This window comes from Flavobacterium psychrotolerans, assembly GCF_003097635.1.
GTDB lineage: Bacteria > Bacteroidota > Bacteroidia > Flavobacteriales > Flavobacteriaceae > Flavobacterium > Flavobacterium psychrotolerans.
Window position 1 is genome coordinate 46,039 of the sequence record NZ_QCZI01000005.1, and the last position, 17,315, is coordinate 63,353.

Annotated in this window: 16 protein-coding genes; 6 read left to right on the forward strand and 10 right to left on the reverse strand. The window is 34.8% G+C overall.

Annotated elements, in window-relative coordinates:
• Positions 1 to 16 precede the first annotated feature (16 nt).
• Positions 17 to 589, reverse strand: a complete 573-nt coding sequence (locus DB895_RS05235; protein WP_116724316.1) for a non-canonical purine NTP diphosphatase — start codon at positions 587 to 589, stop codon at positions 17 to 19.
• Positions 590 to 857: 268 nt separating this feature from the next.
• On the opposite strand from DB895_RS05235, the gene DB895_RS14250 reads away from it, so the two are divergent.
• Positions 858 to 1,019, forward strand: a complete 162-nt coding sequence (locus DB895_RS14250) for a hypothetical protein (protein WP_166426935.1) — start codon at positions 858 to 860, stop codon at positions 1,017 to 1,019.
• 647 nt (positions 1,020 to 1,666) lie between these two features.
• On the opposite strand, the gene DB895_RS05240 is transcribed toward DB895_RS14250, so the two are convergent.
• Positions 1,667 to 2,596, reverse strand: coding sequence for a T9SS type A sorting domain-containing protein (locus DB895_RS05240; RefSeq protein ID WP_116724317.1), 930 nt, complete (start codon positions 2,594 to 2,596; stop codon positions 1,667 to 1,669).
• Between the two features lie 250 nt (positions 2,597 to 2,846).
• Complete coding sequence (locus DB895_RS05245; RefSeq protein WP_116724318.1) at positions 2,847 to 3,650, reverse strand: NYN domain-containing protein; 804 nt, start codon at positions 3,648 to 3,650, stop codon at positions 2,847 to 2,849.
• A gap of 245 nt (positions 3,651 to 3,895) precedes the next feature.
• On the opposite strand from DB895_RS05245, the gene DB895_RS05250 reads away from it, so the two are divergent.
• Entirely contained in the window at positions 3,896 to 5,158 is a 1,263-nt protein-coding gene (locus tag DB895_RS05250; RefSeq protein WP_116724319.1) for an aminotransferase class I/II-fold pyridoxal phosphate-dependent enzyme, read from the forward strand.
• Between the two features lie 89 nt (positions 5,159 to 5,247).
• Here DB895_RS05250 and DB895_RS05255 read toward each other — a convergent pair whose 3' ends face one another.
• Positions 5,248 to 6,366, reverse strand: a complete 1,119-nt coding sequence (locus tag DB895_RS05255) for a GTP cyclohydrolase (protein ID WP_116724320.1) — start codon at positions 6,364 to 6,366, stop codon at positions 5,248 to 5,250.
• 1 nt (position 6,367) lies between these two features.
• Positions 6,368 to 7,354: a transporter gene (locus DB895_RS05260; RefSeq protein ID WP_116724321.1), complete on the reverse strand. Its 987-nt coding sequence runs from the start codon at positions 7,352 to 7,354 to the stop codon at positions 6,368 to 6,370.
• A 121-nt stretch (positions 7,355 to 7,475) separates the two neighbouring features.
• On the opposite strand from DB895_RS05260, the gene DB895_RS05265 reads away from it, so the two are divergent.
• The 4 genes from DB895_RS05265 (at position 7,476) to DB895_RS05280 (ending at position 13,074) form a co-directional block, all read left to right on the forward strand.
• On the forward strand, positions 7,476 to 7,754 hold the full coding sequence (locus tag DB895_RS05265; protein WP_116724456.1) for a DUF4834 family protein: 279 nt from the start codon (positions 7,476 to 7,478) through the stop codon (positions 7,752 to 7,754).
• A gap of 66 nt (positions 7,755 to 7,820) precedes the next feature.
• Complete coding sequence (locus DB895_RS05270) at positions 7,821 to 10,253, forward strand: YfhO family protein (RefSeq protein WP_116724322.1); 2,433 nt, start codon at positions 7,821 to 7,823, stop codon at positions 10,251 to 10,253.
• A 28-nt stretch (positions 10,254 to 10,281) separates the two neighbouring features.
• On the forward strand, positions 10,282 to 11,565 hold the full coding sequence (locus DB895_RS05275) for a glycosyltransferase family 4 protein (RefSeq protein WP_166426936.1): 1,284 nt from the start codon (positions 10,282 to 10,284) through the stop codon (positions 11,563 to 11,565).
• A 39-nt stretch (positions 11,566 to 11,604) separates the two neighbouring features.
• Entirely contained in the window at positions 11,605 to 13,074 is a 1,470-nt protein-coding gene (locus tag DB895_RS05280) for a lipopolysaccharide biosynthesis protein (RefSeq protein WP_116724324.1), read from the forward strand.
• A 144-nt stretch (positions 13,075 to 13,218) separates the two neighbouring features.
• Here the strand turns inward: DB895_RS05280 and DB895_RS05285 are convergent, their stop codons facing one another.
• The 5 genes from DB895_RS05285 to DB895_RS05305 all read right to left on the reverse strand — a co-directional run bounded on the left by DB895_RS05285 (position 13,219) and on the right by DB895_RS05305 (position 17,315).
• Positions 13,219 to 13,980 (reverse strand): C40 family peptidase, encoded by a 762-nt coding sequence (locus DB895_RS05285; RefSeq protein ID WP_116724325.1) that lies wholly within the window; start codon positions 13,978 to 13,980, stop codon positions 13,219 to 13,221.
• Between the two features lie 96 nt (positions 13,981 to 14,076).
• Positions 14,077 to 15,252 carry an acetyl-CoA C-acyltransferase gene (locus tag DB895_RS05290; RefSeq protein ID WP_116724326.1) on the reverse strand — a complete coding sequence of 392 codons (1,176 nt, stop codon included), beginning with the start codon at positions 15,250 to 15,252 and terminating at the stop codon, positions 14,077 to 14,079.
• Positions 15,253 to 15,548: 296 nt separating this feature from the next.
• Complete coding sequence (locus DB895_RS05295) at positions 15,549 to 15,818, reverse strand: acyl-CoA-binding protein (RefSeq protein ID WP_116724327.1); 270 nt, start codon at positions 15,816 to 15,818, stop codon at positions 15,549 to 15,551.
• The gene (locus tag DB895_RS05300) at positions 15,818 to 16,471 is read right to left on the reverse strand and encodes a phosphatidylserine decarboxylase family protein (RefSeq protein ID WP_116724328.1); all 654 of its coding nucleotides are present in this window, start codon (positions 16,469 to 16,471) and stop codon (positions 15,818 to 15,820) included. The genes DB895_RS05295 and DB895_RS05300 overlap by 1 nt, the downstream gene beginning before the upstream one ends.
• Positions 16,461 to 17,315, reverse strand: a complete 855-nt coding sequence (locus DB895_RS05305) for a phosphatidate cytidylyltransferase (protein ID WP_116724329.1) — start codon at positions 17,313 to 17,315, stop codon at positions 16,461 to 16,463. Before DB895_RS05305 ends, DB895_RS05300 begins: the two co-directional genes overlap by 11 nt.

Genomic DNA, 17,315 nt, shown 5'->3' on the forward strand with positions numbered 1-17,315 from the left:
ATTGAAAATCAGAAAGTTAGTTTTTTAGGTAGGTGATAAGTTGTTCCGCTGCCTTGCCCCGATGGCTGATTCGGCTCTTTTCTTCGAGGGAAATCTGTGCAAAAGTGACGTCATACCCTTCGGGTTTGAAGATGGGATCATAGCCAAAACCCTGATTTCCTGATTTTTCTAAGGTAATTTCGCCCTGGGCAATTCCCGTGAAAAGGTGTTGTTTTCCGTTGCGGTTTAGGGCAATTACGGTTTTGAATTGGGCGTTTCTGTTGGTTTGGTTTTCGAGATTTTCAAGCAATTTGTCCATGTTGTCCTCGGCATTGCGCTGTTCTCCGGCATATCTGGCGGAATACACTCCGGGGGCTCCATTTAATATTTCGACTTCAAGCCCGGTATCATCGGCAAAGCAATCGTAACCGTAGTTCTCGGTAACATAATTGGCCTTCATGATCGCATTTTCTTCTATTGTTTCTGCCGTTTCCGGAATTTCCTCCAAACAGCCAATGCTTTCCAAACTGATAATTTGGATGGAGTCGGGGAGCATACTTTGCACTTCGAGGATTTTGTTTTTATTGTTGGTGGCGAATACGAGTTTCATATCTAGATACTATTTGTTTTTTTAAGGAATACCAGTCTGCCGAAAGGCAAGTGTTACCGCCTTTTATTTATTGGTTTTTTGTTTGCAACAAACTGATTGTTAGTGGCGATTTCATCAAGATTTTTTTAGGGCAAAGGTAGCTGTTTTTGTTTTAAATTTAAAGAATGACTTGTGCATAACAGTTTAAGTGGAACTAAGGAGAATCAACTTTTAAAAATTTGAAAATCAACGGTTAAAAATGAGTTAAAATGCTATAAATAAATAAGATATGATTTATTTATTCGTACATTTGAATGTGGTTTTGATTAATTACTTGAGTCTGTCAATCTACGTGAAAAACATTGGATATGACAATTCAATAGTCAGCTATACGAGTGAAAAGTATCAGTTTGATAATGGTAAATCAAAACCTACAACTGGAGGACTATAAAGGTCCTCCTTTTTTTTGTGGCTAAAACTCTAATTTAGGAAGTGATTTTTTTAGATTTCGTTTTAATTTGATAAATGAACGGCACTATTTTAAAAATAAACGGCTTGCTTTTGGATTTGACTCGGGCCTGTTAAATATTATTTAAAGTGTTGAATTATAGTATTTTGAATAAAAAATAATCGTACATTTGAGTGTTGTTTTGGTTTATTATCTGAATATGTTCCTCTGCAAAGAGAAGCTTATTTGGAAAGTCGGATGAACCCATAAAGTTCAAGTCGATACCAGTAAATCAAAATCTACAAGGGGAGGTCTGTAACAAGACCTCCTTTTTTTGTGGCTGCAACTCTAAGACAAGGGCTCCTATGCCCCAAAGATTTTAGATACAGTTTCAAACGTCAAATTTGACGTTCGCAACCCCAAATTTGACGTCCCATGCGTCAAATTTGACCCTAAGTGACGTCATACATGGCGTTTTTCTCCAAAAAATCGGCATTCACCGTTCATAACACACAATTATATTTGTTTCTGAACAATTTATAATTCACAACTGACCAATTGATATGACCCTCTACGAAAAACTACAAAAAGCATCCAGCGAAGAAGATGTAAAAGATGCTTACATTAAGCATTGGGTCTGAATAAACAAATTATTTCACGACTAATTTTTTGGTGATTCCGGTAGCGGTTTTGATAATATAGATGCCATTTGCAAATGATTTTGTGTCTATTGAAGAAGCGTTTTTGGCATTCAAAACTAATTTTCCAAGTACATCAAAAACTTTAATGTCCTGAACTTGGTTAAAATGTACCACCTCTTTATTAGAAGGATTAGGATAAACAGTAAAAGCATTTTTATTTGTTTCGAATTGGGAAACGGCTAAAGTGGTATTGCTAGTAATGGTTACCATGTCATAACGAACGGTGCCTCCAGTACCTGCGGAATATACCGTTGTTGATTTTGATGCTACATAATCTCCTACAACAGGGTCAAAAGCACTAACTATTCTAAAAGCCACATTGGGATTGTTGTCTAAAGCCGTAATGGCAGATGCGTCAACAATCCTTCCATTATACCACGTATCTCCCGTTCCTGTTGCGGCCGGAGTGAACGTAAATATTTGTTTGTCTACCCAAATAGGGGTTCCAGCAGTTCGGTCTGTAGTATATTGTACCGCATAGGTATTGTTAGATGAATTGCTTAATCGTTGTTCAAATTTAAAAATTATTCCAGTCTGCCCCACAGTACTTACGTTAAATTGTACCCCTCTCAATTTATTGTCGGTTCCCGAAGGTGCGTAGCCAATGGTTTGCCACGCAAAATTAGTATTGACTGCGGCTGTTTCCAAAGTTCCAGCTGTTGAATTTCCTGCAGGGAAAGGAGTAACGCCAGTGGCGCCTCCAACCAATAGCGCCGTTCCTGTTCCAATGGAAGCATTAGGCGAAGTTTCTCCTCCCGATACTGTGGCGTTCGATGTGCCATTAAAATTCCATTGGGCGATGGTTGTTTGTGCCCAGGAGTTGAATGAAAATAATAGCGTAATGGCAACCGCCGTTAAAATAGTGTACTTTGTCTTCATGATTCTGATTTTTAAAGTGTTGTGCTAATATACTTCTTTTATTTGGATTGAAATTGAACTCTCATCCAAAATTGGATGTTCTGTTTGAAAGAAACGATGAACGACATTAGAATTGAGCATTAGAATTGTAATCATTTATTTGCAGAGGGTTGAATGTTAGAAAACAGTACATTTTATTGAAAGGAATGATTCAAATTTCATACTTTGGAATCGGAATAACAGATATGTGATTTGTTCAATAAAATTGTTTTTAACTAAATTTAAGTCTCACATAGACGTGTTTTATTCCCTTCTTATCGGAATATCTTTCGTCGATTTCAAGGATATCAGTTAGGGATTTTAGCATGGGAGTCAGTTTTGCAAAGCCGTAATTTCGGGGATCGAATTCTGGTTTTTTCTTAACGATGAGATTTCCCACGTCGCCTAAGAATGCCCAACCATCATCATCGCCAATGGCTTCTATAGTAGATTCAATCAATTCTATGGTTTGTAAATCTATTTTTGCAGCGATTTCTTTCTCTACCGGTTTTTTGGTGTCAGTTGGAATTATGGCAGTAGGTTTTGGTATTTTGCTTTGCCCGTTCGCTATTGCTCGGGTCTTTTTGATGGCGCCTTCTAAAACCTCAATATAAATAAATCGATCGCAAGCAACAATAAAGGGATTCGGTGTTTTCTTTTCTCCAATTCCAATCACTTTCATACCGGATTCTCTTAAACGGATTGCCAAACGGGTAAAATCACTATCACTGGAAACAATGCAAAAACCGTCCACTTTTTCAGAATACAGCAAATCCATCGCGTCGATAATCATGGCTGAATCGGAGGAATTTTTACCAACCGTATAACTGTATTGCTGGATTGGAGTAATGGCATGCTCTAAAAGAACACTTTTCCAACCTCCGGCGTTGGGTTTGGTCCAATCGGCATAGATGCGTTTGGTAGTTGGCGTTCCGTACTTGGCAATTTCTTCCATCATGCCTTTTACATTGCTGTAGGGAACGTTGTCTGCATCAATAAGTACGGCGAGTTTTAATTCTTTTGCGTTTTCTTCCATGGATTTAGAATTGAAATGTCTTCAAAGATACAAAGTTTATTGTTGATTGGAATGTCATAGCCCTGATAGTAGCGGCATCCTTTTGTTTTTTTCTTTAAAAAACAAAAGATATAGCGGATAGCAGGAAATAGCTCCTGATAGCTCTTAGGATAAGTCCTGAAAATATTTTTGGTTTCAACACTATATTAAATCAGAAATAATTAATTTTGCACCCTCTTAAAAAATATATTATACGTCACTATATTATGGTAAAAGATTTATTCGAAAGAATTCAGAACAATAAAGGACCACTAGGAAAATGGGCCTCACAGGCAGAAGGTTATTTTGTATTTCCAAAATTAGAAGGAGAATTAGGTCCGCGAATGCAGTTTGCCGGAAAAGATGTTTTAAACTGGAGTTTGAATGACTATTTGGGTCTTGCCAATCACCCGGAAGTTCGTAAAGCAGATGCCGATGCAGCCGCACAATATGGAGCGGCTTACCCAATGGGAGCCCGTATGTTGAGTGGACATACTAAATATCATGAACAATTGGAGCAAGAATTGGCTGATTTTGTGATGAAAGAATCGGCTTATTTATTGAATTTTGGGTATCAAGGAATGGTGTCAATCATTGATGCGTTGGTGACTAAAAATGATGTGATTGTATATGATGTGGATGCACACGCCTGTATTATTGACGGGGTTCGTTTGCATATGGGAAAACGTTTTACGTACCGTCATAACGATATTGAGAGCATGGAGAAAAACCTGCAACGCGCTACCAAATTAGCTGAAGAAAACGGTGGAGGAATCCTTTTTATTACCGAAGGTGTTTTTGGCATGCGTGGACAACAAGGGAAGTTGAAAGAAATTGTTGCTATGAAGCAAAAATATAATTTCCGTTTGTTAGTTGATGACGCACATGGTTTTGGAACTCTTGGTGCAACTGGAGCAGGAGCAGGCGAGGAGCAAGGCGTTCAGGACGATATTGATGTTTACTTTTCGACTTTTGCAAAATCAATGGCAAATATTGGTGCTTTTGTGGCGGCTGATGCGGCGATTATTGACTACCTAAAATACAATTTGCGTTCGCAAATGTTTGCTAAAGCATTACCAATGATTCAAACCATAGGTTCGTTGAAACGACTGGAATTGTTACGAAATTCATCAGCATTGAAAGATAAGCTTTGGGTAATCGTTAACGCTTTACAAGGTGGATTGCGTTCCAGAAATTTCAATATTGGAGATACAAATACTTGTGTGACACCTGTTTATTTGGAAGGAAGTGTGCCGGAAGCCATGGTTATGGTAAATGACTTGAGAGAAAATTACGGAATTTTCTTGTCGATAGTTATTTATCCTGTGATTCCAAAAGGAATTATCTTGTTGAGAATGACTCCTACAGCATCCCATACTTTAGCGGATATTGATGAAACACTAAATGCTTTTGAAGCGATTCGCGAGAAATTAGAAAACGGAACGTATAAAGAAATTGCAAGCAGAACTAAGGTTGATTTAGACGCTTAATAAGGTTTTTAGGTTATAGATGTTGGGTTATGGGATAGGTGTTAAGTAATAAAAGTTACTAAAATCTATCCTAAAACCCAATATTTTTTTTACAACTCTTTACGATAGGTACACCTTCGTTTGTGAACCACGGGGTCAAAATGTTTCCATAAGTTATGAATCGCCAAGTTATCTGCCAATTCGGGGGTTCTGAAACAATTTATGACTCCCTTTTCCTTAAAAGTATGGTAATATTCATTAAAAATGATGGCTGTTACCGCTTTGTTTTGGTATTCTGGATGTACCCCAATCAGATAGAAAATCATGTCCTTGCTTTGCTTTTTAGCTTTCAATAAATGTAGGAATCCAAAAGGGAATAATTTTCCTTTTGCCTTTTGCAACGCTTCCGAAAAAGAGGGCATAACAATGCTAAAAGCAACAATATTATGGTCTTTATCTTCCACGAATTTAATAAATTCCGGATTGATAAAACTGATGTATTTTTTCTTGAAATATTCTTTTTGAACGTCAGTGATTGCCACAAAAGAAGACAAAGAAGCATAGGATTCGTTAAACAAATCAAACATTTTATCCACGTGCGGCATGACTTCTTTTGTAGTTTTAAAATTGAGCGGTTCAAGTTGATATCGTTTTTTGACCAATTCATTTGCCTTTTCGAAAATTTCAGGTTTTACGTTTGAAAAAGGAAATTTGCTTTCTAAGTATTCTTTTTCCTTGACGTAACCCAATTGCTCGAAATGGCTGGCATAATAAGGAAGATTATACCAGGTAATCATGGTGCCGATTTCATCAAAACCTTCAGTTAGAACGCCTACCTTATCCAGATTAGAAAACCCCATTGGGCCTTCAACGTGTTCTAAATTGTTTTTTCGACCAAGTTCATATACTTTTTCCAATAAAGCTTTAGTTACTTCAATGTCATCAATTACATCAAACCAGCCAAAGCGCACTTTTCTTTTTTGTTGTTCGTTGACTTCGCTCCAGTTTATTATTGCTGCAATGCGACCTACAATTGTATCGTTTTTATAAGCTATAAAAAAATACGCTTCTGCATTTTCAAAAGCAGGATTTTTAGTTTTATCAAAAGTTTCTAATTCGTCAGCAATTATGGGGGGAACCCAATACTTGTTGTTTTTATATAATGCGAAAGGGAATTTTATAAAATTCAGTAAATCGCTTTTGGTTTTTGCCTCTTTTATGGTAATCATCTTATTTTATTTTTTCGCCTCCCACTTCGTCTAATCTTTTTTTGGCTTTGTCTTTTTTCTTATCTTTTTTTCCTTTTTTATCTTTACCCTTTTCATCTTTTTTCTCTTTGTGAACTCGAAGCAGCATTTCGTTATAATTATTGTCAAAACGCCAAGAAACTCCAATTCCGCCGTTCAAAATAGAAGGGGTATTTTTATAGTTTTTTCCAATAGAAGCATCGATTTGGAGATTTTCTTGAACTAAAAATGCAGCACCTCCTCTAAGAAAAGCATCGGAGTAATAATCCCCATTAAATCCCTGAATCTCTATTAATCCAGACCATCTAGAAGTAATTCCTCTGGTTATAGTAACAACGTAATCAATAGATTGTTTGTTGGACGAAAATTTATCCAAAATGATATTGCTTATTAAAACCACATTACCAAATTGATTTTGTGTCAATATCATAAATTTGGGACTTATTTTTGGATCTGCCGGAATTCCAGGACGTGAAAGAATATCATTGGAAAGGTTGATATTTACACCGGCATAAATTCCGATAGCAGGGATAAACTGTCGGTAATTAAATTTATGATTCGATTTCCAGCTGTACACATTTATTTTTTTTTCATAATTTTTCATGGGATCATAAAGAAGATATTTGGCTCCAATGATTGTTTTTTTTAATCTAAAATAATTATCTACATTGCGTGTAGTAAAATTGGCTTTTTGATATTGCAGATTTAAATGCAACTCTAATTGTTCTAAAAAGGCACCGTACCGAAGATCTAAATTACTGCCAAATCCACTTATTTCATTGTCTAGCAAATCGTGTTTTTCTTTGAGAGCATAAATCCCTAATTCTGCCTGAAGTACAGTTTTTCCCACTGAAAAAGCAGACATTGATTCTCCCGGTCGATTCGAATTAATGTCATCCGTAAACTGTCCATAGCTTATTATTGAAAAAAACAAGAAAGAAAAAAGGATTAAATATTTGATTTTAAGCATATTCGTTTATTACATTAGAAATTATATCGCTTTTCAAATGTACTATATTTTATTATTTATTTAAGATTGCTTTTTTAATTTTGAAGTTTTGATTTATTAAATTTGTAAAAATTTTATGTTTATGCAAACAGCTTCTTTTACAGGACTTTTAGAAACGCTATTTTATATTTATGTTTTTTATTATGTCTTTAAATTTTTGGCAAAATTATTTCTTCCCATAGTGATTAAGAAAGCGGTAGAAAAAGTGGGGCAAAACTTCCAACAACAATACCAATCAAATACCTCACAAAATCAAAATACTTCAAATAAGGACGAAATCATTTATGATACTGGTAAAAGTAATAAACCTCGTGAGACCAAAAAAGTGGGGGAGTATGTAGATTATGAAGAAATTGATTAAGTTTGCAGTTAAATGTATTGGGTTGGATTTTTGAAAACCTAAAACTTTTAATTCTAAACTATTTTAATGAAGATTCTTGACAAGTTTTATCCGCATGTATTGGCCCTTGTTGGCTTTGTTTTAATTTCCCTCATTTATTTTTATCCTGTTCTTCAAGGGAAAAAAATTTTCCAGTCCGATATTGTACAATATACCGGAATGGCAAAAGAACAAAACGATTTTCGAGCTGTAGAAAATACAGAACCATATTGGACTAATTCCGCATTTGGAGGTATGCCAACCTACCAATTGGGAGCCAATTATCCGCATGAATATATCAGCAAATTAGACCATATACTTCGATTTTTGCCTCGTCCGGCTGACTATTTATTTCTATACTTTTTAGGCTTTTATGGACTTTTATTAGTTTTAAAAATAGATCCTTTAAAAGCCTTCTTAGGTGCTTTGGCCTTTGGTCTATCCACTTATTTGATTGTAATACTTGGCGTTGGACATAATGCTAAGGCACATGCCATTGCCTATATGCCATTGGTGATTGCGGGTGTGATATTAGTTTTTAGAAAGCGATTTATTTTGGGAGGAATACTTACTATGGTGGCCGCCTCCTTAGAAATTAATGCAAATCACTTTCAAATGACCTATTATTTGTTGATTTTGATTTTGATATTTTCTTGTTATTTCAGTTACAAATTCATTAAACAAAAAGACTATAAAAACCTTTTATTCGCCTTTGGTATTTTTGGCATTGCTGGAATTTTAGCCATTGGAGTCAATGCAACCAATTTGCTGGCCACTAAGGAGTATGCAGATTTCAGCACCAGGGGGAAAAGCGAATTGACATTCAATCCCGACGGTTCAAAAAAAGTAAATGACAATGCCTTAAGTCGCGATTATATCACTGAATATAGTTACGGAATTGCCGAAAGTTTCAATTTGTTGACACCTAGACTTTTTGGAGGTTCCAATAACGAAAATATTGGAACCGAAAGCAAAATGTATGAATTCATGGTGAGTCAGAGTGTTCCTGAGGATCAGGCAAAAAATTTCGTTTCAGGAATGCCAACTTATTGGGGCGATCAGCCTATTGTGGCTGCACCAGCTTACATTGGAGCCGTAGTTTTCTTTTTGGTAATTTTGGCCTTATTTATAGACAAGAGAAAAATTAAATATGCTTTTTTAGCTGGAGCAATTGTTTCGTTACTGCTTTCTTGGGGTAAAAACTTTCCGATTCTTACCGATTTCCTCATTGATTTTATGCCGATGTACAATAAGTTCAGGGCTGTTTCTTCAATTCAGGTTTTATTGGAATTGTGTGTTCCGGTTTTGGCCATAATGGGCTTGCATTCTTTCTTTAAATCGGACAAAGAAACACAGTGGAAAGCATTATGGCAATCGGGGGCAGTAGGATTAGGTATAATAGTATTCCTATTCTTGATTAAAGGATCTTTCAGCTTTTCAGGTTCCAGTGACAGTTATTTCATGGAAAGTTACGGACCTGATTTTGTAGACGCGCTTAAAGCGGATAGAAGGAGTTTGTATTCTGCTGATTTGTTGCGATCCGGATTTTTTATTTTGGTTTCAGCCGGGATTTTATGGCTGTTTATCAAAAATAAATTGGCTCAAAATACAGCCATTATTTTGGTAGGATTCTTAATGGTTTTTGATTTGTTTTTCATCGACAAAAATTATGTCAGTGGTAAGGATTTCTTAAATGCAAGCGAGGTAGATGTTCCTTTTCATGAGACTCCATCCGATGCTAAAATATTGCAGGACACCACAAATTATAGGGTTTTTGAAGTGAGCGGAAATTTATCCAGTTCGCGAGCCTCTTATTTTCACAAATCGATTGGGGGGTATCATGCCGCAAAACCCAGAAGGATGCAGCAATTGTTTGATTATCAAATTGCTAAAAACAATATGGCCGTTTTGGATATGTTAAACGTGAAATACATCATTCAAACGGATAAGGAAGGGAAAGAATTCCCGATTCAAAATCCTGAAAACAATGGAAATGCTTGGTTTGTGAGCCAAGTGAAATTTGTTCAAACGGCAGATGAAGAGATGAAGGCTTTAGATCATTTGGATCCCAAAAATTCAGCGGTTATTAACCAGAAAGAATTCGGAGAATTTATCGCTGAAAAATCTTTTGTTAAGGACAGTTTGGCTACAATTGTCTTACAAAAATACAAACCGAATTATTTAAAATACAGGTCAAATAATCCTCAAAAAGGATTGGCTTTGTTTTCGGAAATGTATTATAAGAACGGTTGGAATGCTTTTATTGACGGAAAAAAAGTGCCACATTTTAGAGCTAATTATGCTTTGAGGGCTTTAAATATTCCTGCAGGAAAACATGTAATTGAATTCAAATTTGAACCCGAAGTGGTAAAAACGGGAAGCACCATTGCCCTATACAGCTCCATTGGAATGTTGTTTTTGATTGTTTGCGGACTGTATTTTGAAAGAAAGAAAAAATGGTACGACATTAAAAAGCATTAATTTGTTCTTTTCATGAATAACATAATATTTGCCAATGAAAAAAGTCCTAATCATTACCTATTATTTTCCTCCGGCTGGTGGCCCAGGAGTACAGCGTTGGTTGAAGTTCGTGAAATATTTGCCTGATTTTGGTATCCAGCCTGTTGTTTATATTCCAGAAAACCCAACGTATCCAATCATTGACGAGGAATTAGTAAATGAAATTTCGGACAAAGCAATTATTATAAAAAAGAAGATTTTTGAGCCCTATGCTTTAGCTTCAATTTTTTCGAAAAATAAAACAAAAAAGATAAGTGCCGGAATTATTCCAAATATAAGGAAACAGACACAAATAGAAAAAATGTTATTGTGGGTTAGAGGTAATTTATTCATTCCAGACGCAAGGGTATTATGGGTAAATCCTTCTGTAAAATACCTGGAAAAATATATCAAAGACAATAATATTGAGACTATAATTACGACAGGTCCTCCACATAGTTTGCATTTAATTGGTTTAAAACTCAAGCGTAAATTAGATCTTCATTGGATTGCGGATTTTCGAGATCCTTGGACAACCATTGGGTATCATAAAGCGCTAAAATTGTCTGATAATTCAAAAAGGAAACATAAAATATTGGAAAAAAAAGTATTAAATTTTGCTGACACAATCGTTGTGACAAGCAAAAAAACGAAAACGGAATTTCAGGCGATTACTAATAAGCCAATTAAAGTAATAACGAATGGGTATGATATTGAAAAAAATATAAAACAACCATTAGACGAAAAATTTACATTAGCACATATTGGTTCCTTATTGTCGGAAAGAAATCCAACAATTCTTTGGCAAAGTTTGGCCGAACTCGTAAAAGAAATTCCTGGTTTTGCAACACATTTTGAACTTAAATTAATTGGAACGGTAAGCCGAGACGTTTTGGAAACGATACGGAGCTATAATTTAGGGGGGTACCTTAATTTAGTTGGCTATGTTTCCCATAACGAAGCTGTTATGCACCAAAGGAAATCACAGGTTTTATTGTTAATTGAAATAAATTCGGTTGACACAATAAGTATAATTCCAGGAAAATTATTTGAATATATGGTTTCCGAAAGACCAATCATTGCTATTGGACCACATGGGTCAGGCTTTGCTGAAATAATTAGGGAAACGAATACGGGCGTTTTCTTTGATTATGCAGAGAAAGACGAACTAAAGGGGGTGATTTTAGATTATTACAGCAAGTATATAGAAGGTAAATTACAATCGAATGCAATAGGGCTTCAGCAGTATTCCAGAAGAAATCTAACCGAAAAATTGTCGAAATTGATTAAATAATTTTATCAGATTGCTTCATGCCTCGCAATTACAAGAAAAATGGGAATAGTTTTAAATCAATCTATAAAAAATACCGTTATTACCTATTTTGGTTTTGGGATAGGGGCAATCAACGCCCTTTTTTTATACACTAATTTTTTAGGAAAAACGCATTATGGCATGGTAGCTTTCTTGCTTTCGGCATCAAATATCATGATGCCTTTGATGGCTTTTGGGGTGCAAAGTACTCTAATTCGTTTTTATTCTAAATACCCAACCGAAGCAGAGAAGGAGAAGTTTTTGAGTTTCATGCTATTTATGCCATTGTTTTTGATTGTTCCAATAACAACAATTACCTATTTTTTTTACGACCAAATCGCTTTTTTTATTCTACAGAAAAACCCTGAAATAAAACCGTTTCTTTGGCTAATTCCCATAATCGGAATTTGTATGGGGTATTTTGAGGTCTATTATGCCTGGGTAAAAGTGCACATGCAATCGGTTATAGGAAATTTTATCAGCGAAGTTTTGGTGCGAGTTGTCATTCTGTTTTTGTTGTTTGCCGTGTATTGGAACTGGATTACCAAAGACGAATTTATTTATACGCTTCTCGGAGCCTATTTGCTCCAATTGTTGGCAATGAAAGGCTATGCGATGTATGTAAAAATGCCAGTTTTAACTTTCAAGTTACCACATAATGTAAAGGAGATTTTTGGATATTCCTTTTTTATTATTTTATCAGGAAGCGTGGCAGTTTTGTTGATGGATTTTGACAAAGTGATGATTCCTTCATACCGAAATATCAGTGATAATGCACTGTATTCTGTAGCCATTTTTATAGCAACAGTGATTGCCGTTCCCAGTCGCGCAATGCTTCAAATTATTTACCCCATTACGGCTCGTTTGATGAATGAAAACAAGCATGAAGAACTTAATGAGTTGTACAAAAAAAGCGCTATAAATTTACAAGTCTTTGGAGGATTGGTGCTATTGGGTATTTTTTTGAATATCAAGGAGCTCTATAAATTAATCCCCGGAGAATATGCCGGAGGAACTGCTGTTGTCTTTATCATTGGGTTGACCAAATTTTACGACGTAATTTTGGGAAACAACAATGCGATTATTTTAAACACAAAATATTACAAATCCGTATTGTTTTTTGGGTTGCTATTGGTTTTTATGATGATTGGGCTGAATATGATTTTAATACCACCCTACGGAATTATTGGTTCAGCTTGGGCTACGTTAATTTCGGTTATAGTTTATAATACCATTAAATTAGTATTTGTGGTTAAGAAAATGAATTTGTATCCGTTTACGTTAAATACGTTGAAATCTTTCGGAATTATTGGTCTTATTTTTCTACTCTTTTATTTTTGGGATTTTCCTTTTCACCCGATATTAAATATTAGTTTGAAATCGGTATTGATTGCTCTTGTTTATGTATTTGTTAACTATAAATGGGTTATTTCTGTTGAAATTAATCAAGTGATTGATAAACTATTGGGTAAGTTAAAACGTTTGCCTTGATAAAAGCGGAAATTCTTTTCTTTTTTAAGAAAAGATTGAAACATATAGGCAGAATATGAGCGTAGCGAACTGTCGAAGTAATAGCTCGTGTAAGCTATACAAAATTAATTATAAAACCGTATTGTTATTAAACTTGACGGTTTTTTATATTATTTTTTTTATAACCCTTAATTTATGTGTGTGCTTATTGGCTTCTGGATTATAAATTCCAAGATGATCCAGTCTGTCAATTCTCACTTTTCCGCTGGCATGAATAATATAATTGTCTTCCATGATGATTCCCACATGAATAATTTTGCCTTCTTCATTATCAAAAAATGCTAAATCACCGGGCTCGCTTTCTTCAATAAAACTCAACGCTTCACCTTGCGTGGCCTGTTGTGATGCATCCCGTAACAAACGGTAGCCGTTCAATTTGTAAACCATTTGTGTAAAACCGGAACAATCAATACCAAATGGTGTTTTTCCTCCCCAAAGATAAGGAGCATTCAAATACAGGAAAGCTGTATTAATTATATTTGATTTGGGTTTCATGCCACTGATTTTCATGCCTTCAAAATCAAAATTATTGACGTTTATGTCACGATGATTTAAAAATGAAAGTGAGGAACCAAGCGGAATAGGCAGCAGTAAATTTTTAGGCCCCATGATGTATTCTATCAAATCCGAATTCAACACAATTGTATCTTTCGACAATTGTAAAAAACTGGTTTCTGAAATAGTTTGGTACTGCTTTACATCAATCCAACCTTCATAATCATCATACTTTAGTTTAATTTTAGCCCAATTTTTTGTCTGTTCTAAAATCTCAAAATGTTCCCCAAATAATACTTGCGAGACAATTTCGCTTCTATCGTTAGGTTCAATACGTAAAGGAATAATGGATAAATTACAAATCCCAAACATTTAGGTTTTTTTTTAATTTTGAATGATGAACTTTGAATTAAATACAATGATATAAAAAATCATTTATAATTCAAAATTCATCATTTATAAAATAAATTAGGTTCTTTCTAAAACAATTGCAGAAGCGCCACCTCCTCCATTACAAATGGCTGCAGCTCCAATTCTTGCATTGTTTTGTTCTAAAACATTGATTAGAGTTACAATGATTCTAACGCCCGAACATCCTAGGGGGTGACCTAATGAAACAGCTCCTCCATTTACATTGATTTTAGCATTGTCTAGATCTAAAATTTTAGCATTGGCCAAACCAACAACGGCAAAAGCTTCATTAAATTCAAAGTAATCAACGTCTTTAACAGATAGCCCAACTTTTGCTAAGGCTTTTGGTAAAGCTTTAGATGGAGTAGTGGTAAACCATTTTGGTTCTTGAGCCGCATCGGCATAACTTTTTATGTAAGCCAAAGGTTTTAATCCTAATGCCATAGCTTTTTCTTCACTCATCAAAACCACCGCAGCAGCACCGTCATTTATTGTGGACGCATTGGCGGCAGTAACTGTACCATCTTTGGTAAAAGCAGGACTTAATGAAGGGATTTTATCTAATTTCACATTCGTGAATTCTTCGTCTTTAGTAACTAGAATAGGCTCGCCTCGTCTTTGAGGAACAGAAACGGGAACTATTTCATTGTCAAATTTTCCGTTTTCCCAAGCTTTTGCCGAACGCTCATAGGATTGAATCGCAAAAGCATCTTGTGCCTCTCTTGAAATTGTGTATTCTACAGCACATAAGTCCGCAGAAACGCCCATGGCACTATTATCATAAGCGTCAGACAAACCGTCTTTTTGCATGCCATCCATCATTGAAGCTGGTCCAAATTTATACCCATTCCTTAAATGAAGATAATGAGGAATCAAACTCATGTTTTCCATTCCTCCAGCTACTACAATTTCAGCATCTCCTGCCATAATTGCCTGTGCACCATGCATTACTGCTTTCATACCGGAGGCACAAACTTTATTAATTGTTGTTGCAATAACGCTGTTTGGTAAGCCAGCCAATAGTGCCGCTTGTCTAGCAGGTGCTTGACCAACTCCAGCTTGAACTACATTTCCCATGAAAACTTCATCGACTAAATTAGCTTCCAAATTTATTTTTGCTAAAGCACCTCTAATGGCAACAGCTCCTAATTGTGGAGCAGTAACGGAAGATAGTGCTCCCATGAAACTGCCAATTGGAGTTCTAACAGCGGAAACGATAACAATTTTTTTCATATATAAATAATTTATTTGTCAGTGGTCATATATGGTATTTCCTTTTACCTGTCTACCGACAAGCAGGTTTATTGGTATTTGTTTGTAGCGATTTTATATGTTTTTTTTCTGTGTTTTTTCTGTGTTTTGAGATAAAATGACATTTTTAGGAACATTTACGCATCCTAATATTACTTTATGAATTGTACATTTTTTATAATTGCCGTTTTTAGTATAGCTAATTAAAAAACACTTTACTATACTAAAAATGATGTTTAGAATATATAAAAAGAATCCAAAACTATCTTATAAAGATACTATTTTTTGACCAATGTATTGATAATTTCTATATATGATTCTTTGGCTTCATCGGAAGTTAAGTGGCTAATTTGCATCCATGCATTTGTCTTGAACGCATCTCTTATATGATAATTCGAAGTTTGTTTAGGTTCTAATGTTCCGTAAGTGGACTGCTTATAAAAGGCATACAATCGCAATTGGACATCTTGCGGCAAAGACGCTTGAGTCATTTCGTCAGCAATTGCGACAGCTTCTTCAAAACGGATATTTAAATCTTTTTTTTTCATTAGGATTTAACGGCAATAATGGTTTTACCACCAATTGCTTTATCGTTAAGTTTTACATTGATTTTTGTACCCAAAGGTAAAAATAAATCTACTCTTGAACCAAATTTTATGAAACCAGCATCTGTACCTTGAACGACCTGCATTTCTTCTTCGGCATAATTTACAATCCGTCTGGCTAAGGCACCTGCAATTTGTCGGTATAAAATTTCACCAAAAATCCGGTTTTCTATAACAACAGTGGTTCTTTCATTTTCGGTACTGGCTTTTGGATGCCATGCTACCAGATACTTTCCGGGATGGTATTTACTGAATTTTACTTTTCCATTTACTGGATAACGAGTTACATGCACATTTATTGGCGACATGAAAATGGAAACTTGCAAACGCTTGTCTTTAAAATATTCACTTTCAAAAACTTCTTCAATCACCACTACTTTTCCATCAACTGGAGCAATAATATGATTGTCATTGATGATAACGTCTCTTTTAGGATTTCTAAAAAACTGTAAAATCAGTATTAAAAATGATAAAACTAAAATTTCAACCGCTTTTTGAAGCCAAAATATAGAAATAAATTGATTTGCTAATAGTAAAAATGCAACAGTTAGTGTAGTTGCAATTAAAATAATTTTTCCGCCTTCTTTATGAAACATAATATAAAATTTGATAAAATAAAAATACAAATGGTGCCACAAATATAACACTATCTAGTCGATCTAAAACCCCACCGTGTCCCGGCATTATTTTTCCGCTGTCTTTTACGCCAGCCACTCGTTTGAATTTGGATTCAATTAAATCTCCAATGGTGCCAAAAACAGAAATAATGAATGCAAAACCCAGCCAAATATATAGATTTATATCTGAACCCTGAATGTAATATTTTGAAATTAAATAACTCGCAATGAAAGCAAAAAACATCCCACCAATAAATCCCTCAATTGTTTTTTTAGGAGATATGCGCTCAAATAATTTGTGTTTGCCAATTGATTTTCCAACGATATAGGCAAAAGAGTCATTTGTCCAAATTAAGATAAATATCCCGATAAAAATTTTCGGATTATAACCAAATTTTCCAAACGGGATTTTTGTCATAATGATAAAAGGCAGAATAATATAGCCAATCAGGTAAACATATTTAGAAAAGGAATCAATTTTTGTGTTTTTATCATCATATAAAAATGTGATGCATTTTGTTGAAACAAATAGAGTAAAAAAAAGAATAGTTAAATCAAACGTTTTATTAATATGCAAGAGGTAAAAAAAACCATCAATTTCACTTTTTGATACAGTTATTCTATAAAATAAAAAATAGAGTATCCCTGAAAAAATAAGTGGAATAATTTTATTAATATTCAGTAATTGACAAAATTCATAAACTGCAATAAGGAGAAATATTCCAAAAAGAATAAAAAAACTCTCAGTAGAAAATAGGATTGAAGCTAGTAATAAGACCACATAAATAGCCCCAGACAAAGATCTCTTGATGGTTTCATTCAT

Coding starts and splice junctions, on each gene's coding strand:
- DB895_RS05245 (WP_116724318.1), bottom strand. CDS start 3,650: ATGGAAGAAAACGCAAAAGAATTAAAACTCGCCGTACTTATTGATGCA.
- DB895_RS05305 (WP_116724329.1), bottom strand. CDS start 17,315: ATGAATGAAACCATCAAGAGATCTTTGTCTGGGGCTATTTATGTGGTC.
- DB895_RS05255 (WP_116724320.1), bottom strand. CDS start 6,366: ATGATTACCATAAAAGAGGCAAAAACCAAAAGCGATTTACTGAATTTT.
- DB895_RS05290 (WP_116724326.1), bottom strand. CDS start 15,252: ATGAAAAAAATTGTTATCGTTTCCGCTGTTAGAACTCCAATTGGCAGT.
- DB895_RS05280 (WP_116724324.1), top strand. CDS start 11,605: ATGGGAATAGTTTTAAATCAATCTATAAAAAATACCGTTATTACCTAT.
- DB895_RS05295 (WP_116724327.1), bottom strand. CDS start 15,818: ATGAAAAAAAAAGATTTAAATATCCGTTTTGAAGAAGCTGTCGCAATT.
- DB895_RS05235 (WP_116724316.1), bottom strand. CDS start 589: ATGAAACTCGTATTCGCCACCAACAATAAAAACAAAATCCTCGAAGTG.
- DB895_RS05285 (WP_116724325.1), bottom strand. CDS start 13,980: ATGTTTGGGATTTGTAATTTATCCATTATTCCTTTACGTATTGAACCT.
- DB895_RS05250 (WP_116724319.1), top strand. CDS start 3,896: ATGGTAAAAGATTTATTCGAAAGAATTCAGAACAATAAAGGACCACTA.
- DB895_RS05270 (WP_116724322.1), top strand. CDS start 7,821: ATGAAGATTCTTGACAAGTTTTATCCGCATGTATTGGCCCTTGTTGGC.
- DB895_RS14250 (WP_166426935.1), top strand. CDS start 858: ATGATTTATTTATTCGTACATTTGAATGTGGTTTTGATTAATTACTTG.
- DB895_RS05240 (WP_116724317.1), bottom strand. CDS start 2,596: ATGAAGACAAAGTACACTATTTTAACGGCGGTTGCCATTACGCTATTA.
- DB895_RS05300 (WP_116724328.1), bottom strand. CDS start 16,471: ATGTTTCATAAAGAAGGCGGAAAAATTATTTTAATTGCAACTACACTA.
- DB895_RS05265 (WP_116724456.1), top strand. CDS start 7,476: ATGCAAACAGCTTCTTTTACAGGACTTTTAGAAACGCTATTTTATATT.
- DB895_RS05260 (WP_116724321.1), bottom strand. CDS start 7,354: ATGCTTAAAATCAAATATTTAATCCTTTTTTCTTTCTTGTTTTTTTCA.